We start from the raw sequence: 22,280 nt of genomic DNA on the forward strand, positions 1-22,280 counted from the left end.
GAACGCACCGCGGTATGGAATCGGTTCAGACGGTTCCGATTCCGGTGAAGCCCTGAACCGTGTAGACGGCGCAGGTCTTCAGGGCAAGTGGTGAGAAGTGCTCCTTGACGAACCCCCACTTGCGCTCCACCGCGTCGTCGGACGGCGCGAGAATGTAGGTGCGGATCTGCTTGGGGAAGCGGTCGGTGAAGAAGCTCTTGGCCGGCAGCCACTCCACCCCGAACTTCGCGGACTCCTCGCGCAGCACGTCCTCGGTCGCGATGTTCGCGAAACCACTGCGCTGGTAGGGCAATACGTGATGGACCCGGTGTGAGCTCAGGCCCGCGGACAGGAAGCAGTCGACGTAGCGGTTGCCGACCACCTTGAGGTCGTAGGCCTGCTCGATCTGGTTGACGCCCCAGTCCTCGGAGTTCGACTCGATCTCCTCGGTCTCCAATTCGAAGTCGTGGCTGGCCACCACCAGGAAGGTGGAGATCCACAGCGTGATCACGAATTGCAGTGCCCAGGCCCAGAAGTCGCCCATCACGGTGAACACGATCAGCTCGCCCAGCAGCAGGAACCGCACGCCGAAGGAACCGATGAAGTGCGGCAGCGCGCCGCCCCAGGTGCCGTACATGTCCTTGATGCCCACCTTGCGGGTGAGGCGGCAGACGTCGAGCAGGCGGATGGTCATGCCGGTGATGGTGTGACCGAACTTGTGCAGGGTGTGGATCGGCACCCGGTACAGCCGCGGGATCCGCATCATCATGGTGAAGACGTTCTTCTTGATGTCGACTTCACTCTGGGTGTGCGGGTGGTGCAGCAGCGCGTGGCCATCCGCGGTCACGAAAGCCAGTGCGACGTAATTGAAGTCGAAGGCGTTCGTGTAGATCTTGTTCATGCCCTTCTGGGCGCGGTGGATGGCGTAGTGCCCGAAGCCGGCCAGCGAGCTGCGCAGCAGCACCATGGCTATCACGAACACCGGCAGCGGCATCCAGCTGCGCTCGAACAGCCGCAGGCCCTGCACCGCGAAGTACAGCACCGCCAGCGTGGCCACCACGATGTTGAAGTAGGTGTCCATGCGCCGGATACGGGCGGCCAGCTCGGGTTCCTTGAGCCGCGCCTTCACCTGGTGTAGCAGGTCGTCCTTGTTGTCGAAGGTGAACTTCGGGGTGTCGCGCCAGCTGTCGAAGCCCTCGTTGAAGAGGAAGGCGGGCGCGTTGGCCTTGGGGTGGATGTCCTCGGGCAGGGCGTCGCGATCCAGCGCGTACTTCTTCAGGATGCGGCCGATGGCCTCCGGATTCTTGTGGTACGAACCGACGATCGAGGTGATGTCGCGATTCTTGGTCCGGCCGATGAAGAACTCACCGCCCGGATGCTTGGAAATCCAGTCGCTGAGGTCGTAGGCTTTGCCGTTGTAGACCCAGACATTCGACACCGGCGGCGGGCCGTCGAGCGGGGGCCGGCGGAACTCGCCTTCAGGCTCTTGGCCTTCGATCGTCGCTTCGGCTTCCGTGCGGTCGATCGGCTCGGCCTCGGGTCGTTCGATCGTCATAGCATCCCTCCACACGCAGGCACGACGTTTGAACTTTCAGACGAAATCGTCGGTGCCGCGCCTTGCATTTCACTGAACAATCTCTTAAGCAGTGCAGCCTTGGTTAGCTGCGGACCAACCAGCTCGCGGATGAGCTGGAATTCGTTGTGAGCAATGGCATTTCGAACCGTGCGCTGAAATGCGAAAGCCGGTCCGGGGTAGGCGGACGACAGCCGTTGCCGCCGTTGCTTTTTCCCGAACCGGCTCCGAACTCACATGACAGGGGTACGCGTGATCAGCTGCCGGGCTTGGTGACGTGCACCGGCTTCGCCCAGTCGGACAGGGTAACCGTGACGGTGCCCGCGTCCTTGGTCACCACGGCGCGCACCAGGTTGGGTCCGGTGCCCGGCGAGGCGGCGGTGGACGGCAGCGTGGTGCCCGAGCCGCTCGGCGGGGCAACGTCCTTGATGTACAGGGTGATCGGGAAGGAGCCGCCGTCCTTGCCGATCTGCGGGACGATCGGGTCGAAGGTCGCGGCGTCGATGGTGCCGGTGACCTTCACGACGTCGACGCCGTCGATCTTCTCGCGGTCCACGGCCTTCGCGTCCTTGACCTGGCCGATGGCGAAGGCCAGGCCCTTGTCCTTGTCCAGGAGAACGCCCGGGTCGTAGACCTTCTCGGCGGGGCCGACGGGCGAGTACTTGCTACCGTCGCCCGTGTAGAGGGTCTTGTCGACGACCATGAACTTGGTGTCGGTGAAGTCGGCGTCCGGCTTGACCTTGACCTTGGCCTCACCGATGGCCTGGCCCTGGCCCTGCGGCTGGTTGGTGACGTCGGCCTTGAGGCTCTCGACCGGGAGGGTCGGGAGGTTCTTCACATCCATCACCACGTGCACCGACTGCAGGGTCTGGGTGGTCTTGGACGACTCGGCGACGATCTGCGCGCCGTCGGGCAGCTGCGACGGCGGGGCCGCCTGCGAGGTGGTGGCCTTGCTGTCCGAGCTGGAGGACGAGGAGCAGCCCGACACCAGCGCGGCGGCCGCCGCGGCGGCGATCACGATGGGTAGGACGGTGTTCCGGACGCGGCGTCCGGACGCGCGCTTGCCGTGGGACATCAGTTCATTCATGTACAACCCCCGAAGAGTCCATTCGATCTCGTGGTGAGGACAGCCTTGCCGCTGTCCGTCGTAGTATGCAGGACTTCGCCCCCGTTCGCGTCGAACGCGGGCGATACTCCGGCATCCAACCAGCACCACCTTCGTGATGCCAAAGCTTTTGATCATCCAGCCGCGCAGGCGATTCGCCTGCAACTCAGGAATGTCCCACGTGGCGGCGAGTGTTAACGGCTTCGCTGAGCTGAGAGCAAGCCGAGTGGCCGCCAATTCGTAGGCGTTCCGTCGCTGGGTATTTGCCGCTCGGTCGCTGCGGGTTTCAGCGGCGCGCTGCCGCGTGGATCAGCTCCGCCAGTTCTGCGGGCTTCGACCACATCGGCCAGTGCCCGGTCGGCAGATCCAGGTACTCCGCGTCGAGGTTGCGTAGCTCCCGGAACAGCGGCGGCTCGCCGGCGTCACGGAGCTGCCGGACCACCTCCGAGGGGAAGCTGCAACAGATTACGGTGGTCGGAACCTCGAGTCGCGCAACCGAATCGGAGAGCGTGACCGGGCGTCCCGCCACCCCGGCCGGGACCGGCACCGCCCGCTCGCGGAAGCGCGCCAGCATCGCCTCGTCCAGGCCGGCCAGGCTGTTGCCCATCGCCTCCACCTCTGCCCAGGTGTCCGGGATCGGAAACTCCGCCGCGTCGCCCAGGGCGGGATTGAGGACGAACCCGTCCGGCATGGGCGCGCTGTCTGCGTAGACGACGCGCGAAAAGAGTTCCGGCGCCAGATCTGTCGCCATGTACCCGGCCGCGCCACCGCCCGAATGGGCGACGAGGACATCGCCCTCGCCGGCCGCCGCCACGATCGCGCGCGCCTGTGTCTCCAGGGTTGCCGAGAGCCGCTGCGGGTCCGCCGGATCCAGGCCCGGCAGGGTCAGCGCCTCGACCTCGTCCCCGAGTGACCGCAACTGCCCGGCCACTTCCTCCCACGCCCAGGCGCCCAGCCAGAAGCCGGGAACCAGCAGTATCCGTGCCATGTCCCGAGGATTGCACAGCCCACCGACAGTCGAAACCCATGTACCCCTGGGCTCTTGACGGCAACGCACAATGGGGCGCATTATGAACGCACGTTCATGAACATTCGTTCATAATAGGAGTCGATCATGACCGAAATCGTCAATCTCGCCCAGTCCGATGCCTGGAACGGCTACGAGGGCGAACACTGGGCCGGCAACCATGACCGCTACGACGCGGTGAACCACGGCTTCAACCAACCCCTGCTGTCCGCCGCACGTATCACCGACGGCGACCATGTTCTCGACATCGGTTGCGGCAATGGCCAATTGACTCGCGCCGCCGCCCGCCGCTCCGGCACCGGCTCCGCCACCGGCGTCGACCTGTCCGGCCCGATGCTCGGCCGCGCCCGCATCCTCGCGGCGAACGAGGCCGTCGCCAACGTCACCTTCACCCAGGGCGACGCCCAGGTTTTCCCGTTCCCCGACAACGCTTTCGACGTCGCTCTCAGTCGCTTCGGCATCATGTTCTTCGCCGACCCGGTGGCCGCCTTCGCGAATATCGCCCGTGCCCTCCGCCCCGGTGGCCGCCTGGCCTTCGTCACCATGCCGCCCATGCCCGGCACCGATCTGGGCGCCGTATTCAGCGCCGCCGCACAGCATCTCGCCGACTTCGAGATCACCCACACTCACGGCCCGCTCGCCGACCCCGATACCATCCGGGACCTGCTGGCCGCCGCCGGTTTCCGCGACATCGACGTCGAATATCGTGAGGCCGAGGGCATCTGGGGCCGCGACATCGACGACGCCGCCGATTTCATCATCGAGTGGGGCCCACTGCGCTACCACCGTTCCCTGGCCGGCTTCGCCACCGACGACGCGGTCCGCACCGCCATCGCGAACGCCCTGGCCCCCTTCGCCACCCCCGGCGGCGTCCGCCTCCCCAACTCGGCCTACCTCGTCACCGCGACGACCCCGCTACCGTAAACACCCATGTCCCCGAGAAAGGCGGCAGCGCTGCGCGGCGCCGATGACGACCGCAATCTCCGCGACCACCTCGTCGCCACCGCGCAACGCCTGCTCGCCGACCAGGGCGCGGCCGGTCTCACCGTGCGCGGCATCGCCCGCGCCGCGGGCGTGGCCGACGGTGTCCTCTACAACCACTTCCCGGACAAGGACGCGTTGCTGGCCGCCGCTCTCGGCGCTCATGTCGGCGCCGCCCACGCCGATCTCGGGCCGCTGCCCGCACCGGGCACCGGAACCGTGCACGAGAACCTGGCCGTGTATCTACGCGCCGGCCTGGCCCTGCATCGCGCCGTCCTCCCGGTCTTCGCCGGCCTGCTGGCCAGCCCGTCCGTGCTGACCCGCTTCGCCGAATCCGAAGCCCGCGGCGATGATTGGCGAGCTCTGCTCGCCGCCTACCTCCGCGCCGAACGCGACCGCGGCCGCCTCGCCCCGGCCGCCGACACCGCCGCCGCGACCGCCATGCTCGTCGGCATCTGCCACGACGTGGTGCTCACCGCGGTCCTCCCCGGCGCGCCACATGGCCACGCCGAGGTGGACGTCGACGCGGTGATCACGACTCTGCTCGCTGGAATAGCCCTGCCCGGCAACTGATCTCGCCGAAGGGTCGGCGCCGCGTGCAGCTCAGTACACCGGGCCGGTGTACTTCTCGCCCGGGCCCGCGCCGGGGGCGTCGGGGTAGGCGGAGGCTTCGCGGAAGGCGCGCTGGAGCGACTGGAGACCTTCGCGGATGGGGCCGGCGTGGGGGCCGAGGTATTCGACGGAGGCGGTGACGAGGCCGGCGAGGGCGGTGATGACGCGGCGGGCCTCGTCGAGGTCGAGGTGGGGGCTGCTGGCGGGATCGGGTTCGCCGAGGCCGAGCTTCTCGGCGGCGGAGCTCATCAACATGACGGCGGCACGGCTGATCACCTCGACAGCGGGGATGTCGGCCAGTTCGCGGACGACCTCGCCCTCGATGAGGGACGATTCGTCGTTCATGATTGCCTCGCTCATGGGTTATAGCATCCCATCGCGCGGGTCGGCGCTGGTCGCGGGGGCCGCCGATTCGGAGCCCACGGCTATGAGTGCTAGACTCTTCGCGACGACCGTCCCGGACTGGTTCCTGCAACCGAATCGGGGCATCAAGTGGAGCCCGACTCCCACCGTCGATCGACCCGTTTTTCAATGAACACCGCGGTCAGATCAGACGGTCCGGTCGCCCATCATTTGCCTGATGGGTTCTGCACGTGGGTTCGCCCTGCGTGTGGTGCGATGCGAGTTGTTTGCGTCGTGGATCGGTCGACTCGGGCCCCGTGGTGGTGAAATACCAGCACGGGGCTTTTGTGTTGGAATTGGGGTTGCAGTTATTGCTTGCGGTCGTTGACGAACCGCTTGACCTAGGAGGCCCCATCAGCACTGAGACCCGCATCAACGATCGCATCCGCGTTCCCGAGGTCCGACTCATCGGACCGGGTGGCGAGCAGGTTGGGATCGTGCGTGTTGAAGATGCACTACGCGTCGCTCAGGAAGCTGACCTCGACCTGGTCGAGGTCGCGCCGGATGCACGCCCGCCGGTGTGCAAGATCATGGACTACGGCAAGTTCAAGTACGAGACCGCGCAGAAGGCGCGCGAGTCCCGGAAGAACCAGGTCCAGACCGTGATCAAGGAGCAGAAGCTCCGGCCGAAGATCGATGACCACGACTACGCCACCAAGCGCGGCCATGTGATGCGCTTCCTCGAGGCCGGGTCGAAGGTCAAGGTCACCATCATGTTCCGTGGTCGCGAGCAGTCGCGTCCGGAACTCGGCTTCCGGCTCTTGCAGCGACTGGCCGCCGACGTCGCCGACCTCGGTTTCGTCGAAACTTCGGCCAAGCAGGACGGCCGGAACATGACCATGGTCCTCGCGCCGCACAAGGGCGCGAAGACGCGGGTGAAGGCGCAGAACGACGCGAGCTCGACACAGCAGCGTAATAGTGTGCCCGCGGCTGCGGCTCCGGCCGAAGCGCCGGCTGCCGGAGCGGCCCCGGCCGAGACCGCAGCCCCGGCTGCCGAACCGGCCACCCCGCAGCAGTAATAACGAGAAGCTCCGAAGGCGCGTGGTACACGCGCGCCTTCGGCACGACAGATATGAGGAATCCATGCCGAAGATGAAGAGCCACAGCGGCGCCTCGAAGCGATTCAAGGTGTCGGGCAGCGGCAAGCTGCTGCGTCAGCAGGCGAACCGTCGCCACCTGCTCGAGCACAAGCCGTCCACCCGGACTCGTCGTCTGGACGGCGTGGAGGTCGTCGCGAAGGCGGACGTCGCTCGCGTCAAGAAGCTGCTCGCCAAGTAATTCGGCTGAGCCAGCCGATCGCGATCCGTTCGCGGAACGCATCACCGACCAACCTCGGGCGCCGATATCCGGGTTCACGCGAAAGACCCAGCGCCCCTCAATCGATCAAGGACTGACAAGTGGCACGCGTCAAAAGGGCCGTCAACGCTCAGAAGAAGCGCCGTTCCGTTCTCGAGGCCTCCAAGGGCTACCGCGGTCAGCGGTCGCGCCTGTACCGCAAGGCCAAGGAACAGCAGCTGCACTCGCTCACCTACGCCTACCGGGATCGCCGGGCGCGGAAGGGTGACTTCCGTCAGCTGTGGATCACTCGTATCAACGCCGCCGCGCGTCTGAACGATATGACCTACAACCGCTTCATGCAGGGCCTGAAGGCCGCCGGCATCGAGGTGGACCGCAAGATCCTGGCCGAGCTCGCCGTCTCCGACGCCGAGGCCTTCGCCCAGCTGGTCGCCGCCGCCAAGGCCGCGCTGCCCGCCGACGTCAACGCCCCGGCCGCCTGATTCGGCCTGCGTGACGACGCAACACTCGAAACGACCCGCGGACGTGCTCTCCGAGCACAACCCGCGGGTCGTTTCTGCGGTCAAGCTCCATCGCGCGCCGGTGCGCCGCAAGACCGGCCTGTTCCTGGCCGAGGGCGCGAATTCGGTGGAGGCCGCACTGGACACCGGGCGGATCGAGGAGCTGTTCTACTCCTCCAAGGCCGCCGAACGCGAGCACGAGCTGGTGGCGGGCGCTGCCGCGCAACGGGTGCGGACCACGCTGGTCAGTGACCGTGCCGCGGAGTTGCTGGGGGAGACCGTGACCCCGCCCGGCCTGATCGCGGTGTGCCGCCAGGTGGATGTGCCGCTGCCGGAGATCATCGACGCCGCCCCCCGCATGCTGGCCGTCCCGGTCGAGATGGCCGACCCCGGCAACGCCGGCACCCTGATCCGGGTGGCCGACGCGGTCGGCGCGGATGGCGTTGTGCTGGCCGGTGACTCGGTCGATCCGCACAACGGCAAATGCGTGCGCGCCTGCGCCGGAAGCCTTTTCCACGTTCCGGTGGCCCGCTCCCGCGATATCGACGCCACCCTCGACGCCCTCGAGCAGGCCGGGATCGCCGTGCTGGCGACCACCGCCAAGGGCGAGGTCGACCTGGACGATGCCGACGAGATCCTGCGCGGCCCGGTCGCCTGGCTGTTCGGCAACGAGGCGCACGGCCTGGACAAGGCCATCGCCGCCCGCGCCACCCACCGGGTCCGCATTCCCATTCACGGCCGCGCCGAGAGCCTGAATCTCGCTGCCGCGGCGGCCATTTGCCTCTACGCGAGCTCCAGGGTCCAGCACGCCGAGTGACGCTGACCGAATCTGCCCGGGAGCCGCTCCGGGTCTGATCAGATGCCGTCCTCACTGAGATTGGCGAGGATCTCGGTGGCCCACGGCGGGGTGCCGGCGTCGTCGATATCGGTGACCTGGAGCGCAGTCAGGTCGATGAGTAGCATGCCGGTGCCGAAGAAGCGGCGGACCTCGTAGGTCGTCGCACCGGTGAGCTCCTTGGCCAGGTTGTAGAGGCGTCCGAAGTGATCGCGGATGTTCTCGCCGATGGCCGGTTCGCTCGCCGCCGCGATGCCCTGGAGGAAGACCCTGGGCAGATCGCGGTCGGTGAGGAAATGGTCGCCGAAGTGGCTGCCGAGGGAATCGAGGCGGTCTTTGGGGGAGGCGTCGGGTGCGGCCTCGGTGGCCCCGGTGCGGAAGAGCTCCTCGATGCGTCCGCACACCTGGTCCAGCACTGCCAGGAACAGCTGCTGCTTGGTGCCGAACAGTCGGATCACATAGGGCTGCGAAACCCCCGCCCGGCGCGCGATGTCGTCGGTTTTTGTTGCGGCGTAACCGGATTCAGCGAAGGCGGAGGTTGCCGCCGCGAGGACTTCCGCGCTGCGTTCGGTCGCCGTCATCCGGGTCCTGGTCATGGCTGTCGTGCCTCCTCGTCGTTGCGATCCAGTGTGCCATTGACATGTTATCAGTCGATGCATACTCTCTAGTTATCAGTCGATAACAACAAGGATTGGTCATCATGGCTGAAACACTCGAAACCCCATCTCTCACCGACAAGGTCGTCGATGTCGCCCGGCAGCGGCCGCTGGGCGCGGTCCTGGCGGCCGTGGGCATCCCGATGTTCATGGTCACGCTGGACAATCTCGTGGTCACCAACGCGCTGCCGGTGATCCGCACCGAACTGCACGCGTCGCTCACCGACCTGCAGTGGTTCGTGAACGCCTACACACTGTCCTTCGCCTCGCTGCTGCTCACCGCCGCGGCGCTCGGTGACCGGATCGGCCGCCGGCGGATGTTCGTCATGGGCATCGCGCTGTTCACGGCGGCCTCGGCGGCGTGCGCGCTGGCCACCGAGCCGTGGATGCTCATCGCCTCACGGGCGGTGCAGGGCTTCGGCGGGGCGGCGGTGATGCCGCTGTCGCTGACCCTGCTGTCGGCGGCGGTGCCGGAGCGGATGCGCAGTGCGGCGATCGGCATCTGGGGCGGCATCTCCGGGCTCGGCGTGGCGCTCGGACCCGTGGTCGGCGGCGCGGTCGTCGACGGACTCAGCTGGCAGTGGATCTTCTGGATCAACGTTCCGATCGGCATCGTCGCCGCTCCGCTGGCCGCCCGCATCCTGAACGAATCCTTCGGTGGTGCAAGGAAATTGGACCCGTTCGGCCTGCTGCTCTCGGCGGGCGGCGTGCTCGCGGTGGTGTGGGGCGTGATCCACGGCGCGGACGACGGGTGGACCTCGGCCAAGGTGCTGACCGGCCTGATCGGCGGCGCGGCATTGCTGGCGGCGTTCGTGCTGTGGGAGAAGCGCTCGGTCGATCCCATGCTGCCGCTGCGGCTGTTCCGTTCGCGCAGCTTCACCGCGGTCAATACCGTGCTCTTCACCTTCTCCCTCGGCGTCTTCGGCTCGATCTTCCTGCTGGCCCAGTACTTCCAGGTGGTGCAGGGATACACGCCGCTGCAGTCCGGTATCCGGACGCTGCCGTGGACCATGGCTCCGATGGTGGTGGCGCCGCTCGCCGGTCTGATCGTCGATCGGGTGGGTGTGCGGCCGCTGATCGCGATCGGTCAGGTGTTCCTGTCGGCGGCGCTGCTGTGGATGGCTCTGATCGTGACCGCCGACGTCTCCTACGGGTCCTTCGTCCTGCCCTTCGTGCTGGGCGGCATCGGCATGGGCCTGACCTTCGCGCCCACCGCCACCGCCGTGATGGCCAGCGCGGCCCCGGCCGATCAGGGCATGGCCTCCGGCACCAACAACACCATCCGTGAGGTGGGTGTCGCCATGGGCGTCGCGGTGCTGGCTTCGGTGTTCGCCTCGCACGGCTCGTATCTGAGCCCGCAGGAATACGTGGACGGCCTCATTCCGGCGGTCAAGGTCGGCGCGGCAATCGTCGCGGTCGGCGCGCTGGTCGCATTGCTGCTGCCCGGTCGCCAGGCGATCGCCGAATCATCCACCGGTGCATCGACTTTCGCGCACTGACCGGCCTGTCCCAACCGAGGTGCCCTCATGTACGAGACCCTGCTCCTGCTGTCCGTCCCCACTCTGACCCTCCGCCTCCTGGGCGCGCTGGGCGTCGCCCGCTTCGCCACCTGGCAGGCGTCCGCCGCCCACGGCCTCGCCTTCATGCTCGTCATGACCGGCACCGCCCACTTCGTCCCCGACTCGGTGACGGTCATGCCCCACCACAGCGACCTGGTCGCCATGGTCCCGTCCTTCGTCCCGTTCCCCGATTTCACCGTCTACGCCACCGGCGTCCTGGAGTACCTGGGCGCCTTCGGCCTGGTCCTCGTCCCGGCCCGCCGCCTGGCGGGTCTGGCCCTGGCCCTGATGTTCGTCCTGCTGCTGCCCGCGAACATCCACGCGGCCGTGGACCACGTTCCCTTCAACGGTCAGCCGGCCACACCGCTGTGGTTCCGCATCCCCGAACAACTGGTCTACATCGGCGTCGCGTTGTTCGCCGCTCTCGGATCGGCGTCGACGATCCGATCCGCCCCTCGAACGGCGTCTCTGGCGCCCGGTGCGCCGGAGTAACGCCGAAACGAACCGCGTTGCGCCCCTTTCGGACCGGTCCGAAAGGGGCGCAACGCGGTTCGGGTGCGCTCGGGAGGCGGCGCCGGCTACGGCGCCGGGCTCGGAGCAGCGGCGGCCTCGAAGGCGGTGGCGACGGTGGCGACCACCTGCTCCATCGTCGGCGGCTCTTGCCCCGCGAGTTCCCGCTCGACGGAGGTCATGTCGACATCGGGCATGCCGCAGGCGACGGCGAGCTTCCACGGGGTGAGGTCGCCGGTGACATTGATGGCGAAACCGTGGGTGGAAACGTTGCGGCCGACGCGCATCCCGATGGACGTGATCTTGCGGCCGGTGTCGCGGGTCCAGACCCCGGTGAGGAGTTCCGAACCGGCCGGGGTGTCGCGACGCTCGGCGGGGATGCCGAGGTCGGCCAGGGCCGTCACGATCCGGAGTTCGACATCGCGGATCAGATCGACGACGCCCTCGCCGGGCTGCAGCTTGACGATGAGATAGCCGACCAGCTGGCCGGGCGCGTGATAGGTGAGCTGGCCGCCGCGGTTGGTGGTGAAGACCGGGATGCCGGTCTCGGGCGCGGGCAGGTGTGCTTCCGGGGTGCGGCGGCCGATCGTGAAAGTCTGCTCGTGGCTGAGCAGCCAGAGCGTGTCGGGCCGCTGGTCGGCGACCCGCTCCTCCCACATCTGCTGCATGCGGTCCATCGCCGCCGAGTACTCGATGAGGCGGTCGGTGTCGTCGATGAGGGTCAGGGGCCGGGACTTCACGAGTTCATTCGTACCACCGCTGCCCGCCGTGTCAGGGCCCCGGCCGGCAATGCGATCCTGCTGTATGTCGACGTCGCTTCCTCGACGTCCAGCCGATCCGACATGAGATGGTCAGCCCATGCCCGAGACCGATACCGCGGTCGTGATGTTCGTCCGCCACCCGAGCCGGCGTGTGCTCTGGGAGCGGGCGACCACCGTCCCCTTCACCATCCTGGCCGTTGCCTTCCTGGTCTCCTACGTGTGGCAGGTGCTCGACCACGGCCGTACCCCGTCGCTGGATGCCTGGCTTACCCGGGTCGATATCGGGATCTGGCTGCTGTTCTCCGCCGACTTCCTGTTCCGTCTGCGCATTTCGACCGATCGAAGGCGGTTCCTGCGCAACAACTGGCTGGACCTGTCGATCGTGCTGGTGCCGCCGCTGCGCCCGCTGCGACTGCTGCGTGCGGCCCTGCTGATCATCGACGCGGTCGACCGTCACACCCGGTTCCAGGCGCGGGTGCGTTTGTCGATGTTCGTCGGGGTGAGTTCGTTCCTGCTCGTATTGCTGTGCAGCGTCGCGATGTTCGACGCCGAACGGGATGCCCTGGGTAGCAATATCCACACCCTCGGTGAGGCGGCCTGGTGGTCGGTGGTGTCGGTCACCACGGTCGGGTACGGCGACTTCTACCCGGTGACGGTCGAGGGCAAGCTGATCGCGGTGGTGCTGATGACCGTCGGAATCGGCTTGATCTCCTTCGTCATCGGTACCGTCACCAGCTGGGTCATCGACCAGCTGCGCACGGTGGACGAGGGCGTCGAACGGGCCGACCGCGAACTCGACGAGCTGATCGGCGAGGTGCGGTCGTTGCGCGCCGACATCGCCGAGCTGCGTGCCGAGCTGGGTACACCGCGCCAGGAAGGGGCCCGCGAGCTGGGAAAATCCGGGTGAGGTGGCCTGATTACAAGGATTACGATGCGACCAGCAAGAATGGGTACGCAATACCGATGCTGACAAAGAGTATCCGCCCGACCCGTAACCAGCCTGGGGAGTGACGAACCATCGTGGCCGATGACAACAGTGCCGAGCAGACCGCCGCGTTGAGCGAGGAGTCGCTCTCCGCCGCCGCGGAAGCTGCTGAGAAGGCGTTCGCCTCCGCCTCGACCCTGGACGAGCTTGCCGCCGCCAAGACCGAGTACATGGGTGGCAAGTCGCCGATCTCGCTGGCGCAGCGGTCGCTGGGTACGCTGCCCAAGGAGGAGAAGGCCGAGGCCGGCAAACGCGTGAATGTCGCGCGCGGCCGGGTGTCGCAGGCCTACGAGACCCGTCAGGCCGAGCTGCTCGCCGAGCGCGACGCGGCGGTCCTGGTCGCCGAGACCATCGACGTCACCCTCCCCGCCCGCCGGCACGCCGAGGGTGCGCGGCACCCCATCTCGGTGCTCTCCGAGCGGGTCGCGGATGTGTTCGTGGCCATGGGCTGGGAGGTCGCCGAGGGTCCCGAGGTCGAGACCGAGCACTTCAACTTCGACGCCCTCAACTTCCTGCCGGACCACCCGGCCCGCACCATGCAGGACACCTTCCACATCGCGCCGGAGGGTTCGCGGCAGGTGCTGCGCACACACACCTCGCCTGTTCAGGTGCGCTCCATGCTGTCTCGCGAGCTGCCGATCTACGTGGTGTGCCCGGGGCGGACCTTCCGCACCGACGAGCTGGACGCCACCCACACCCCGGTGTTCTCGCAGATCGAGGGTCTGGCCATCGACAAGGGCCTGACCATGGCGCACCTCAAGGGCACCCTGGACTCGTTCGCGCGGGCCCTGTTCGGTCCCAACACCACCACGCGCATGCGGCCCAGCTTCTTCCCCTTCACCGAGCCGTCCGCCGAGGTGGACGTGTGGTTCGAGGACAAGAAGGGCGGCCCCGGCTGGGTCGAGTGGGGCGGCTGCGGCATGGTGAACCCGAAGGTGTTGATCGCCAGCGGCATCGATCCGGAGGTGTACAGCGGCTTCGCGTTCGGCATGGGTCTGGAGCGGACCCTGCAGTTCCGCAACGGCCTGCCGGACATGCGCGACATCGTCGAGGGCGATGTGCGCTTCACGCTGCCGTTCGGCATCCAGTCCTGACCTGACCCCGATACGAGGAAGCGAAACGTCAAGTGCGAGTAGCGCAGTCCTGGCTGACGGAAATGCTGCAGCGCACCACCCTCGGGTGGTCGGTGACGCCGGAGGAGCTCGACGCGGGGTTCGTCCGGGTCGGTCTGGAAGTCGAAGAGGTCGACCCGCTGGCGCCGGTCACCGGTGACATCGAGCACCCGCTGGTGGTGGGTCGCGTCGCCGAGATCACCGAGCTGACCGAGTTCAAGAAGCCGATCCGCTTCTGCAAGGTCGACGTCGGCAATCCCGAGCTGCAGGAGATCGTCTGCGGCGCACGGAATTTCGCCGTCGGCGACCTAGTGGTCGTAGTGCTGCCCGGTGGCGTGCTGCCGGGCGGCTTCCAGATCGCGTCGCGGAAGACCTACGGCCACACCAGCAATGGCATGATCTGCTCGGTCGCCGAACTGGGGATCGGCAAGGACCACAGCGGCATCCTGGTGCTGGAGCCCGGCACCGCCGAGCCTGGCACGGACGCCAATGAGCTGCTGGGCCTGGACGATACGGTCATCGAGCTGGCCATCACCCCCGACCGCGGCTACGCCTTCTCGGTGCGCGGCCTGGCGCGGGAACTGGCCTGCGGTTTCGACCTGGAGTACGGCGACCCGGCCGGGCGGCTGCTGCCGGACGACGAGGCCGAGGCGTGGTCGGTGAAGATCGAGCCCGAGTCGCTGTGCACCCGCTTCGCGGTGCGCCGGGTGACCGGGATCGACCCGAAGGCCGTGAGCCCGTGGTGGCTGCAGCGTCGCCTGCTGCTGTCGGGCGTGCGCCCGATCTCCCCGGCCGTCGATGTCACCAACTACGTGATGCTCGAGCTGGGTCAGCCGCTGCACGCCTTCGACGCCGCCAAGGTGCAGGGTGGTTTCGTGGTGCGTCGCGCCCACAAGGGCGAGACCCTGCGCACCCTCGACGACGCCGAGCGCACCCTCGATGCCGAGGATGTGGTGATCGCCGACGACACCGGCGTCATCTCGCTGGCGGGCACCATGGGTGGCGCCAGCACCGAGGTGTCGGACGGCTCGACCGACATCCTGCTCGAGGCCGCGACCTGGAACCCGGTCGCCATCGCCCGCACCGCGCGCCGCCACAAGCTGTCCTCGGAGGCCAGCCGTCGTTTCGAGCGCATCGTGGACCCCGAGGTCAACCTGGCCGCCCTGGATCGCGCGGCCACCCTGCTGGCCGAGATCGCCGGTGGCACAGTCGAATCAGTGCTGACCGACGTGCGCGTGCCCACCCCGGCGCGGCAGCCGATCACCATGGACATCGACCTGGCCGACCGCACCGCGGGCGTGCACTACGCGCCCGGCGCCGCCACCCGCCGCCTGCAGCAGGTGGGTTGCGCCATCGAGGTCGGCGTCAGCGAGTCCGGGCACGGACAGCTGGTCGTGACCCCGCCGAGCTGGCGGCCCGACCTCACCCAGCCCGCCGACCTGGTGGAGGAGGTGCTGCGCCTGGAGGGTCTGGACAAGATCCCATCGGTGCTGCCCACCGCACCGGCCGGCCGGGGCCTCAGTGCCCAGCAGCGTCGCCGTCGCGCGGTCAGCAAGGCGCTGGCGTTCGAGGGTTGCGTGGAGGTGCCGGCGCCGGTCTTCATGCCCGGCGGTGTCTTCGACACCTGGGGCCTGGACGCCGACGACCAGCGTCGCAACACGCTGCGCGTGCTCAACCCGCTCGATGTCGAGCGCGCCGAGCTGTCCTCCACGTTGCTGCCCGGTCTGCTGGAGATCGCGGCCCGCAATATCTCTCGCGGTGAGCGGGATCTCGCCCTGTACGGCATCGGGCAGGTCACGCTCCCGACCGAGCAGACCGTGCCGGTGGGTCCGCTGCCCGTCGACCGCCGTCCCACCGACGACGAGATCGGCGTGCTGCTGCGGTCGCTGCCGGAGCAGCCGATTCACATCAGCGCCGTGCTCACCGGTCGCCGCGAGCCCCGTGGTCCGTGGGGTGCCGGTCGCGCGGTCGAGGCGAGCGATGCCTTCGCTCTCGTGGACGCGGTCGCCGACGCCTCTGGCCTGGTGATCGAACGTCGTGCCGCGCAATACCTTCCGTGGCACCCGGGCCGTTGCGCCGAACTCGTCGTCGACGGTGTCGTCGTCGGCCACGCCGGTGAACTCCACCCCGCCGTCCTGGAGCGCTCGGCCCTGCCCCCGCGCACCTGCGCGGTGGAAATCGATCTCGACGCGCTGCCGCTCCGCGAAATCCGGCCCACCCCCGTGGTTTCCGCGTTCCCCGCGGTGCTGCAGGACGTGTCGGTCAGCGTCGACAAGGCTGTCCCGGCCACTGCTGTCGAAGACGCTCTTCGTACCGGCGCAGGCGACCTGCTCGAAAACATCTCACTGTTCGATGTTTACGAGGGCGCCCAGGCCGGCGAGGGCCGCAAGTCCCTGACCTACGCCCTCCGTTTCCGCGCCATCGACCGAACCCTCACCGAGGACGAGGCCAGCGCCGCCCGCGATGCCGCGGTAGCGGCCGCCTCCACAGCGGTGGGAGCGGTCATCCGCGCCTGACCTGAAGCGGCAAGACAACGGAGGTTCCCGAAAAAGGGGGCCTCCGTTGTCATTTCCCGGTATGAGCCGGCCTCTTCCCAAGGTCAACGGTAGTGATCGCGTTGTTCCGAGTGATTGCGGCGGTTGTTCCACTCCGGCTCAGATCTTCCAGTAGCTGCCTCAGGATGTTGAGTGCTTCCTGTTCCTGCGCGATCCGGCTTGCCAGCCGGCTGCGCTCCTCGTCGTCCTCTTCGCCGATGAGTTCGGTTTTGAGATGCGCGATGGCGATTTTCCTTTCGGCGATGTCTACGCGCAGAGCGCGACGGATTGACGGCAGCTCCGCGATCGCGTCGGCTTCCTCGGTCTCGATCGTGCGTTGGAGGACGTGTGTTTGCTCGTCTCGCACGGTCCGCAGGCGCTCCTTGGCCTGGTCGAGGCGGTGCCAACCGTTGACAAACCCGGTGACGACGGAAGGGAGATACGCACCGAGCTTTTGAGGGTGCTTCGCCAAGGTTCGGATCGCGATGCCGAGAGCAGGCAGCGATGCGATCTCGGCAATTGCGCGGAGGGCATCCGGATTGCCCGTGCCGGAGGGAGATTCCACGTCGTCTGGTCCATCGGACGGGATCGGCGACCAGTGGCGTTCACTGTCGCTATTGATCAGCTCGAGTACTTGGATTTCGTCGAGACCTCCGAGGCCTACGGGGAAGGCGTTCCTACCCAGTGCAACGGTCCACTGCTGCTGTGGAGCGAAGTAGGCATGGATAATGGCTGCGACGCCAGGGAGCCCAGGCAGGCCCGGGTCGATCGTCGCAATCCTGAGAGCTGGAGTTCGCTCGTCTTCAGTCGCTGCAGCTACCGTGATCTCGCCGGTCTGGACAAGAGGGTGTTGTTGCGAAGCATGGACGAACTGTGCGGTTACCTTTCGTGGGAGCCTCAGGTGTACGAGTGGCGCGGCGTCAGGGCGGTGCTCGATCACAAGCCGACCGTGGCGGCCCTTGCCGGTGTCGTCAGGCATTAGCGCAAAGAGGTCCACAGGCCCCCTCAGATGAGTTCGATTGTGTCTCAAAAGGTTCCACGGCGGATCCGGGTTGTCCACTCCATCCTGTTGCTTTCCGAATCGACAGGTGGCCGGGCTTGGGGACGCGCCTTCACCTCCAAGCCCGCTCCGCCAGCGGCTACCGGGTCGAGTCTGCCACTGCAGCCACCCCGATGACTCTCATTAGGCGACGCAACAGTGATGATCGAACCGGTGGCGTCGCCTATGGTTCTGACCCGCGACGCAACCGACGCCTCGGCTGTCTTTGTGGATCTGTCGGATCGTCGGTGGCGCCACCGTTGTGTGCCACCGATCGGGCGTCGTGACTTCATAGGAGCTCGGCCAGAAGCCCCATCACTGGTCTGTCCGCCCGCCCGACCGGTGGCACGCCAGCAGGACACGAGCAGCCGGGAGTTCATGCGGCCCGTGAACCCCACCCCAGGCAACTCGATTCGATCGCAGCAGCGACCCGCTCCCCGACGTGATGCCTGTCGTTCACGCGCGGGATACCGGTGGGGTCGAGACTTGTCGGGGCGATCCACCCGGTGCGTCCCCTGTATGGGGAATCTTTGCCCATCACAACGGTTTTCCAGCCCTCGGCACTGTCGTTGACCAGTGCGTGGCAGTGGTCGCAGGCCAGGGTCAGGTTGTCCAGGTCGGTGGGCCCGCCCTGGACCCAGTCGGTGACGTGATGCACCGCGCACATCGAAGCCGGGGTCTCACAACCCGGACGGGTGCAGCCCTTGTCGCGGGCGATCAACGCAACCGCTGCGCCGGGCTAGCCAACCGCTCGCAACGACCCAGATAGAACGGCAGCCCGTTCGAGTCCAGGACCGCCAGGACCGGTTTGGTGCCCGCCGCCATCTTCAGGGCTTCGTTGATCGAGACATGACCACCGGAGGCGGTGGTCGCCACCCCCGCGCCGCGCTCCAGGTCGTCGAGGGACATGGTCACGATCGCCTGGACCGGCAGGCCACGGTGGGAGCCGAGTTCGGCGGGGCCGGCACCGGGCTGCAGCACCGCGTACACAGCGTCGTGGGTGCGCTGACCCGCGTCACGACGATCACGACACGCGGCAGCGTCCAATACCTTCGAATCGACGGCCTTGGTGGTGGCGATGCTGTCGACATCGTCGATGTTGCACATGCCCGGACGGGCGAGCTTGGCGAACACGGCATCGAGCAGCGCACGCAACTCCGGGGTGAGCCAGCCCTCGATCCACGACATCCCATCCACCCCCGGACGACCCAATATCAGGCCCCGACGGCGACGACGATCGGCGTCGGAGACGACCTTCCCGTCGGGGTCGATACGGGCGAGGATGTCACGCCCGATCTTGGGCAAATCATCGGGCCACCCGACACGCGAATGGCCGACCAGGATGGCCTCGGCCTCGACACGGCTTTCGGTGGGGATGCTGGTGGGCAGGTGGTTCATCACGTCGATGATGTTGCGCACATGATCGCGGGAGATATCTCGCCCGCCTCAAAGGCCTCGGCGGTCCTGGCGAGGGTGGCCGGACGCAGGTGCCCGGTCGGTTCGAAGAATTCCCCGCACTGCAGGGCGATCTTCACCCGCACCGACGCGGTCGTACCTCGACAAACCCAGGGTCTGACGCAGGAACGGTACGACATCCTTCGCCGCACTGCCCTTGGGCGGGGAGCGGTTGCAGGCTTCGATGATCAGCCGTGAATCCAATGCGGACAGCTGCCTTTTGCAGGTCTCCAGGCGCTGCATCAACTCCACCACATCACCATCGGCGAACGTGTCGAGATTTGCGTGGAGGACGGAATTCGACAGGGCCTCGACGACGGTAGCCAGTTCGGCGATACCGCACGTGTCCAGTGTCACCCCCATCGAATTCATGCCCCCATTCTATCGCATTCACATGCCAACAATAGGCGAATTACTATGTGAATCAAGGGGTTTCGGATCTCTGACCTCGTATATTATGTCGAGCCAGGAGGGTTGGGGGCTGAGCGGCCAGCTGAGGTGGTCGAGGCGAGGGGTGGTGGGTCTCGAAGTGGGGGTCAGGGGGTATGAAAGAACCATGTGGCATCCGGCGACCCCTATCCTCAATGCGCTCAGTTATCAACCGGGTGACCGGCGGATTCTGGAGACTCCGGAGACGTATGGCCTCGATTATCAGGAGCTGTCGCTGCGGACCGCGGATGGCGAGACCATCGAGGCCTGGTTCGTGCCGGCGGTGGGGGAGTCGCTGGGGCACATGCTGTTCGCGCACGGGAACGGCGGGAACATAGGGGATCGGTCGCCGATGCTGGGCATGCTCGCGGCGGTCGGGTTCGATGTGATGGTCTTCGACTATCGGGGGTATGGGCGCAGTACCGGGCGGCCCAGTGAGCGGGGGACGTATCTGGACGTGCGGGCGGCTCGGGAGGCGTTGCTCGCGCGGCCCGGGGTGGATGCCAACCGGTTGGTGTATCTGGGAAAGTCGCTCGGCGGCGGAGTCATGCTCGAGCTGGCGAATGCCTTTCCGCCCGCCGCGCTGCTGCTCATGTCGACGTTCACCGGGATGCGCGATGCGGGGACCACGGTGTACCCATTCCTGCCGAAGCTGTTCGTGCCCAACGCTTATCCCAGCCTGAAGCGCATCCACACCCTCGGCTGCCCGGTCATGATCATGCACGGCGACGCCGACGAACTCCTGCCGGTGCAGATGGGCCGCGACCTGTACGCCGCCGCGCCCGAGCCCAAGCAGCTGGTGGTCTATCCGGGCGGCCTGCACAACAACCTGATCGCATTCCCGGGCTGGGCGGAGACGGTGGCGAGCTGGGCGGCGGGGGTGCTGCCGCCCAAGCGGCTCACTTCAGGATGATGTTGGCGAGGAATTCGGCATTGCTGCCGGTCTTGCGCAATCCGTCGAGGAGCAGGTCGAGGGCGCGCTGATCGTCCAGTTCGGCCAGGGTACGGCGCAGCCGGTCCACGGCCAGCCGCTCGTCGGGGGCGAACAGCAGTTCGTCGCGCCGGGTGCTGGACTTGGCGATATCCACGGCCGGGAAGAGGTGGCGGCTCGCCAATCCGCGATCGAGTTTGAGCTCGGCATTGCCGGTTCCCTTGTACTCCTCGAAGATGACTGTGTCGGCGAGCGAGCCGGTTTCGACCAGCGCGCTCGCCACGATGGTCAGCGATCCGCCGTCCTCGATATTGCGGGCCGCGCCCAGGAACCGCTTCGGCGGCAGCAGCGCGGTGGAATCCACTCCGCCGGAGAGGATTCGGCCCGAGGCCGGTCCGGTCATGTTGTAGGCGCGGGCGAGCCGGGTGAGGGAATCGAGCAGGACGACGACGTCCCTGCCCTCCTCGACCAGCCGCTGTGCGCGCTCGATGGCCAGTTCGGCCAGGGCGGTCTGTTCGGCGGGGGAGTGGTCGAAGGTGGCGGCGACGACCTCGGCGGGAACGCCGCGCGAGAGGTCGGTGACCTCCTCGGGGCGCTCGCCGACCAGCACCAGCATCAGGTGCGCCTCCGGGTGGTTGGCGGCGATGCTGTGCGCGATCGCTTGCAGCACAGAGGTTTTGCCAGCCTTGGGCGGCGCTACGATCAGGGCGCGCTGTCCTTTGCCGATCGGCATGACGAGATCGGTGACGCGGGTGGTGAGCTTGTTCGGCGCGGTTTCCAGCCGCAGCCGCTCATTGGGATGGATCGGGGTCAGGTCCTGGAAGTGCGGCCGGGTGCCGAGTTCGGCGAGGGGCCGGCCATTGACGGTGTCGACCCGCACCAGGGGAGCGAGCTTGCCGCCCTTGGGATTCGGCTGTGCGAGTCCGGTGATGAGGTCGCCGCGGCGCAGTCCGAGTCCGCGGATCAGGCGGGTCGGCACGTGCACGTCGTCGGGCCCGGGCAGGTAGCCGTCTCTTCGCAGCACACCGTTCTGGCCAAGCGCGGGGAGGCGGAGCGGGATATCCAGGATTCCCGTTGCGGGCGTGAGTGTTTCGATGTGTTCGAGGGCCGGGGTCGCGTCGTCGCGGGCGACCCGTGGCGTGGGATCGATGGTGGTCATGAGATGTTCTCCTTGAAAGGATCGGGTGACTTGTGCACCGGGAGTGAGCGATCGGTGTGGCCGGATACGGCCGAAGGCGGCAGGAGGCCGCCGGTGAATCCGAGCGGGTTCGCGCAGTGTGCGAAGGCAACGCAATCCGCGAGATTCAACGCTGCCGGGTAACCGGCTCGGGGAGGGAAGAAATCGCGTGGGAGGGATTCGGTGTCGACCTGCATCCACGGGATTGCGACGCCTCCCACCGTACGCCGTCCCCGAAATCCGCGCAATGGACCGACGTCGGCGCGCCGCGTACGGTCCCCGGCGGCCCCGGGATGCGTAGCCTGGAACCCATGAGCGATGCCAAAGAACTCGTGGCGTTGTTGGCGCAGCTGCCGGACACCGAACTCGCGGGTGTGGTCGAGGCCGCCACCGACGGCAAGCCCGCGCTGGCCGCGTTGCACGCGGTGGCGCAGTCACTGGCCGCCACCCTGGGTCATGCGCCAGATGTCATCGATGTGACTCCGGACACGTTGCCCGCGGAAGGCTACTCACAGTCTGAGACGGTTCCGGCATCCGGGCAGGTGGGAGCGGGTCCGGTGGCCGGTCGGATACCGGTACCGCCTGCGGGTATCCCGTCGGCCGGGTCGATCGGCGGGTACAGCTCCAGCGGCGTCCCTACTTTCGAGTCAGTTCGCGATAAGGTCGAGCAGCGCTACGGGACATCGCAGGGGATGGGCGAGCTCGATCGGCAGACACCAGTGGGCCGTAGCGTCGAGGAACAGTGGGATGCGCGGGCGAAAGCCGCGCGGGAACGTCTGGAACAGATTCGAAAATCGGTGCACGGCAACGATTCCGAGTGAT

General features: G+C 67.2%; 25 protein-coding genes. 14 read left to right on the plus strand and 11 right to left on the minus strand.

From position 1 onward, the window contains the following. Positions 1-25: 25 nt before the first annotated feature. The 3 genes from ON33_RS07665 to ON33_RS07675 form a co-directional block, all read right to left on the minus strand. Positions 26-1,534 (minus strand): fatty acid desaturase, encoded by a 1,509-nt coding sequence (locus tag ON33_RS07665; RefSeq protein ID WP_083868701.1) that lies wholly within the window; start codon positions 1,532-1,534, stop codon positions 26-28. A 274-nt stretch (positions 1,535-1,808) separates the two neighbouring features. Beyond that, complete coding sequence (locus ON33_RS07670) at positions 1,809-2,639, minus strand: LppX_LprAFG lipoprotein (RefSeq protein WP_040856892.1); 831 nt, start codon at positions 2,637-2,639, stop codon at positions 1,809-1,811. Between the two features lie 304 nt (positions 2,640-2,943). Continuing rightward, positions 2,944-3,645, minus strand: a complete 702-nt coding sequence (locus ON33_RS07675) for an alpha/beta fold hydrolase (RefSeq protein ID WP_040856894.1) — start codon at positions 3,643-3,645, stop codon at positions 2,944-2,946. A 126-nt stretch (positions 3,646-3,771) separates the two neighbouring features. Between ON33_RS07675 and ON33_RS07680 the strand changes: the two genes are divergently transcribed. Both ON33_RS07680 and ON33_RS07685 read left to right on the plus strand, forming a co-directional pair. Further along, on the plus strand, positions 3,772-4,608 hold the full coding sequence (locus ON33_RS07680) for a class I SAM-dependent methyltransferase (RefSeq protein ID WP_040856896.1): 837 nt from the start codon (positions 3,772-3,774) through the stop codon (positions 4,606-4,608). A 6-nt stretch (positions 4,609-4,614) separates the two neighbouring features. Then, positions 4,615-5,238, plus strand: coding sequence for a TetR/AcrR family transcriptional regulator (locus tag ON33_RS07685; protein ID WP_040856898.1), 624 nt, complete (start codon positions 4,615-4,617; stop codon positions 5,236-5,238). A 30-nt stretch (positions 5,239-5,268) separates the two neighbouring features. On the opposite strand, the gene ON33_RS42685 is transcribed toward ON33_RS07685, so the two are convergent. Next, the gene (locus tag ON33_RS42685; protein WP_040856900.1) at positions 5,269-5,637 is read right to left on the minus strand and encodes a DUF1844 domain-containing protein; all 369 of its coding nucleotides are present in this window, start codon (positions 5,635-5,637) and stop codon (positions 5,269-5,271) included. 344 nt (positions 5,638-5,981) lie between these two features. Here ON33_RS42685 and infC point away from each other — a divergent pair, with 344 nt between their 5' ends. The 4 genes from infC to ON33_RS07710 all read left to right on the plus strand — a co-directional run bounded on the left by infC (position 5,982) and on the right by ON33_RS07710 (position 8,292). After that, entirely contained in the window at positions 5,982-6,698 is a 717-nt protein-coding gene (gene infC / locus ON33_RS07695; protein WP_083868729.1) for a translation initiation factor IF-3, read from the plus strand. Between the two features lie 64 nt (positions 6,699-6,762). Then, positions 6,763-6,957 (plus strand): 50S ribosomal protein L35, encoded by a 195-nt coding sequence (gene rpmI / locus ON33_RS07700; protein WP_040856904.1) that lies wholly within the window; start codon positions 6,763-6,765, stop codon positions 6,955-6,957. A gap of 119 nt (positions 6,958-7,076) precedes the next feature. Further along, the gene (rplT, locus tag ON33_RS07705) at positions 7,077-7,457 is read left to right on the plus strand and encodes a 50S ribosomal protein L20 (RefSeq protein ID WP_040807291.1); all 381 of its coding nucleotides are present in this window, start codon (positions 7,077-7,079) and stop codon (positions 7,455-7,457) included. 10 nt (positions 7,458-7,467) lie between these two features. Beyond that, entirely contained in the window at positions 7,468-8,292 is an 825-nt protein-coding gene (locus ON33_RS07710) for a TrmH family RNA methyltransferase (RefSeq protein WP_051151757.1), read from the plus strand. Between the two features lie 38 nt (positions 8,293-8,330). Here ON33_RS07710 and ON33_RS07715 read toward each other — a convergent pair whose 3' ends face one another. Beyond that, positions 8,331-8,906 (minus strand): TetR/AcrR family transcriptional regulator, encoded by a 576-nt coding sequence (locus tag ON33_RS07715; protein ID WP_040856908.1) that lies wholly within the window; start codon positions 8,904-8,906, stop codon positions 8,331-8,333. Between the two features lie 104 nt (positions 8,907-9,010). Between ON33_RS07715 and ON33_RS07720 the strand changes: the two genes are divergently transcribed. Next, on the plus strand, positions 9,011-10,465 hold the full coding sequence (locus ON33_RS07720) for an MFS transporter (RefSeq protein ID WP_051151782.1): 1,455 nt from the start codon (positions 9,011-9,013) through the stop codon (positions 10,463-10,465). Positions 10,466-10,492: 27 nt separating this feature from the next. Next, positions 10,493-11,017 carry a DoxX family protein gene (locus ON33_RS07725; RefSeq protein WP_040856909.1) on the plus strand — a complete coding sequence of 175 codons (525 nt, stop codon included), beginning with the start codon at positions 10,493-10,495 and terminating at the stop codon, positions 11,015-11,017. Positions 11,018-11,103: 86 nt separating this feature from the next. Here ON33_RS07725 and lipB read toward each other — a convergent pair whose 3' ends face one another. Beyond that, positions 11,104-11,775 carry a lipoyl(octanoyl) transferase LipB gene (gene lipB, locus ON33_RS07730; RefSeq protein WP_245550346.1) on the minus strand — a complete coding sequence of 224 codons (672 nt, stop codon included), beginning with the start codon at positions 11,773-11,775 and terminating at the stop codon, positions 11,104-11,106. A gap of 118 nt (positions 11,776-11,893) precedes the next feature. On the opposite strand from lipB, the gene ON33_RS07735 reads away from it, so the two are divergent. The 3 genes from ON33_RS07735 (at position 11,894) to pheT (ending at position 16,409) form a co-directional block, all read left to right on the plus strand. Next, positions 11,894-12,703 carry an ion channel gene (locus ON33_RS07735; protein ID WP_051151758.1) on the plus strand — a complete coding sequence of 270 codons (810 nt, stop codon included), beginning with the start codon at positions 11,894-11,896 and terminating at the stop codon, positions 12,701-12,703. Positions 12,704-12,816: 113 nt separating this feature from the next. Beyond that, positions 12,817-13,875: a phenylalanine--tRNA ligase subunit alpha gene (pheS, locus tag ON33_RS07740; protein ID WP_040856911.1), complete on the plus strand. Its 1,059-nt coding sequence runs from the start codon at positions 12,817-12,819 to the stop codon at positions 13,873-13,875. Between the two features lie 32 nt (positions 13,876-13,907). Next, positions 13,908-16,409 (plus strand): phenylalanine--tRNA ligase subunit beta, encoded by a 2,502-nt coding sequence (gene pheT, locus ON33_RS07745; RefSeq protein WP_040856914.1) that lies wholly within the window; start codon positions 13,908-13,910, stop codon positions 16,407-16,409. A 49-nt stretch (positions 16,410-16,458) separates the two neighbouring features. On the opposite strand, the gene ON33_RS07750 is transcribed toward pheT, so the two are convergent. Continuing rightward, entirely contained in the window at positions 16,459-16,992 is a 534-nt protein-coding gene (locus tag ON33_RS07750; protein WP_040856916.1) for a hypothetical protein, read from the minus strand. 33 nt (positions 16,993-17,025) lie between these two features. On the opposite strand from ON33_RS07750, the gene ON33_RS07755 reads away from it, so the two are divergent. Beyond that, positions 17,026-17,409, plus strand: a complete 384-nt coding sequence (locus ON33_RS07755) for a hypothetical protein (RefSeq protein ID WP_040856918.1) — start codon at positions 17,026-17,028, stop codon at positions 17,407-17,409. Between the two features lie 433 nt (positions 17,410-17,842). Here ON33_RS07755 and ON33_RS39440 read toward each other — a convergent pair whose 3' ends face one another. Genes ON33_RS39440 through ON33_RS38040 form a run of 3 tightly spaced genes read right to left on the minus strand, consistent with a single transcriptional unit; the run spans position 17,843 to position 19,293 of the window. Beyond that, positions 17,843-18,187 carry an HNH endonuclease signature motif containing protein gene (locus tag ON33_RS39440; protein WP_281033191.1) on the minus strand — a complete coding sequence of 115 codons (345 nt, stop codon included), beginning with the start codon at positions 18,185-18,187 and terminating at the stop codon, positions 17,843-17,845. Further along, complete coding sequence (locus tag ON33_RS39445) at positions 18,184-18,900, minus strand: DUF222 domain-containing protein (protein ID WP_281033194.1); 717 nt, start codon at positions 18,898-18,900, stop codon at positions 18,184-18,186. The genes ON33_RS39440 and ON33_RS39445 overlap by 4 nt, the downstream gene beginning before the upstream one ends. Positions 18,901-18,912: 12 nt before the next feature. Then, positions 18,913-19,293 (minus strand): hypothetical protein, encoded by a 381-nt coding sequence (locus ON33_RS38040; protein ID WP_157184447.1) that lies wholly within the window; start codon positions 19,291-19,293, stop codon positions 18,913-18,915. Between the two features lie 184 nt (positions 19,294-19,477). Between ON33_RS38040 and ON33_RS07765 the strand changes: the two genes are divergently transcribed. Then, positions 19,478-20,263, plus strand: a complete 786-nt coding sequence (locus tag ON33_RS07765; RefSeq protein ID WP_040856920.1) for an alpha/beta hydrolase — start codon at positions 19,478-19,480, stop codon at positions 20,261-20,263. Here the strand turns inward: ON33_RS07765 and rho are convergent. Then, positions 20,250-21,440: a transcription termination factor Rho gene (gene rho, locus ON33_RS07770; protein ID WP_083868707.1), complete on the minus strand. Its 1,191-nt coding sequence runs from the start codon at positions 21,438-21,440 to the stop codon at positions 20,250-20,252. The two genes, ON33_RS07765 and rho, sit on opposite strands and share 14 nt — an antisense overlap. 56 nt (positions 21,441-21,496) lie before the next feature. On the opposite strand from rho, the gene ON33_RS39030 reads away from it, so the two are divergent. After that, positions 21,497-22,279, plus strand: a complete 783-nt coding sequence (locus ON33_RS39030) for a hypothetical protein (RefSeq protein ID WP_245550348.1) — start codon at positions 21,497-21,499, stop codon at positions 22,277-22,279. Position 22,280 lies beyond the last annotated feature (1 nt).

Origin of the sequence: Nocardia niigatensis NBRC 100131 (assembly GCF_000308655.1) — a bacterium.
Taxonomy (GTDB): domain Bacteria; phylum Actinomycetota; class Actinomycetes; order Mycobacteriales; family Mycobacteriaceae; genus Nocardia; species Nocardia niigatensis.

Excerpts from the sequence above, each read along its gene's own strand:
- ON33_RS07720 (WP_051151782.1), top strand. The coding sequence starts at position 9,011 with ATGGCTGAAACACTCGAAACCCCATCTCTCACCGACAAGGTCGTCGAT.
- ON33_RS07735 (WP_051151758.1), top strand. The coding sequence starts at position 11,894 with ATGCCCGAGACCGATACCGCGGTCGTGATGTTCGTCCGCCACCCGAGC.
- ON33_RS07675 (WP_040856894.1), bottom strand. The coding sequence starts at position 3,645 with ATGGCACGGATACTGCTGGTTCCCGGCTTCTGGCTGGGCGCCTGGGCG.
- ON33_RS07670 (WP_040856892.1), bottom strand. The coding sequence starts at position 2,639 with ATGAATGAACTGATGTCCCACGGCAAGCGCGCGTCCGGACGCCGCGTC.
- rho (WP_083868707.1), bottom strand. The coding sequence starts at position 21,440 with ATGACCACCATCGATCCCACGCCACGGGTCGCCCGCGACGACGCGACC.
- ON33_RS07715 (WP_040856908.1), bottom strand. The coding sequence starts at position 8,906 with ATGACCAGGACCCGGATGACGGCGACCGAACGCAGCGCGGAAGTCCTC.
- ON33_RS07685 (WP_040856898.1), top strand. The coding sequence starts at position 4,615 with ATGTCCCCGAGAAAGGCGGCAGCGCTGCGCGGCGCCGATGACGACCGC.
- ON33_RS07765 (WP_040856920.1), top strand. The coding sequence starts at position 19,478 with ATGTGGCATCCGGCGACCCCTATCCTCAATGCGCTCAGTTATCAACCG.
- ON33_RS38040 (WP_157184447.1), bottom strand. The coding sequence starts at position 19,293 with ATGAATTCGATGGGGGTGACACTGGACACGTGCGGTATCGCCGAACTG.
- ON33_RS07680 (WP_040856896.1), top strand. The coding sequence starts at position 3,772 with ATGACCGAAATCGTCAATCTCGCCCAGTCCGATGCCTGGAACGGCTAC.
- ON33_RS07725 (WP_040856909.1), top strand. The coding sequence starts at position 10,493 with ATGTACGAGACCCTGCTCCTGCTGTCCGTCCCCACTCTGACCCTCCGC.
- ON33_RS07665 (WP_083868701.1), bottom strand. The coding sequence starts at position 1,534 with ATGACGATCGAACGACCCGAGGCCGAGCCGATCGACCGCACGGAAGCC.
- ON33_RS42685 (WP_040856900.1), bottom strand. The coding sequence starts at position 5,637 with ATGAGCGAGGCAATCATGAACGACGAATCGTCCCTCATCGAGGGCGAG.
- rpmI (WP_040856904.1), top strand. The coding sequence starts at position 6,763 with ATGCCGAAGATGAAGAGCCACAGCGGCGCCTCGAAGCGATTCAAGGTG.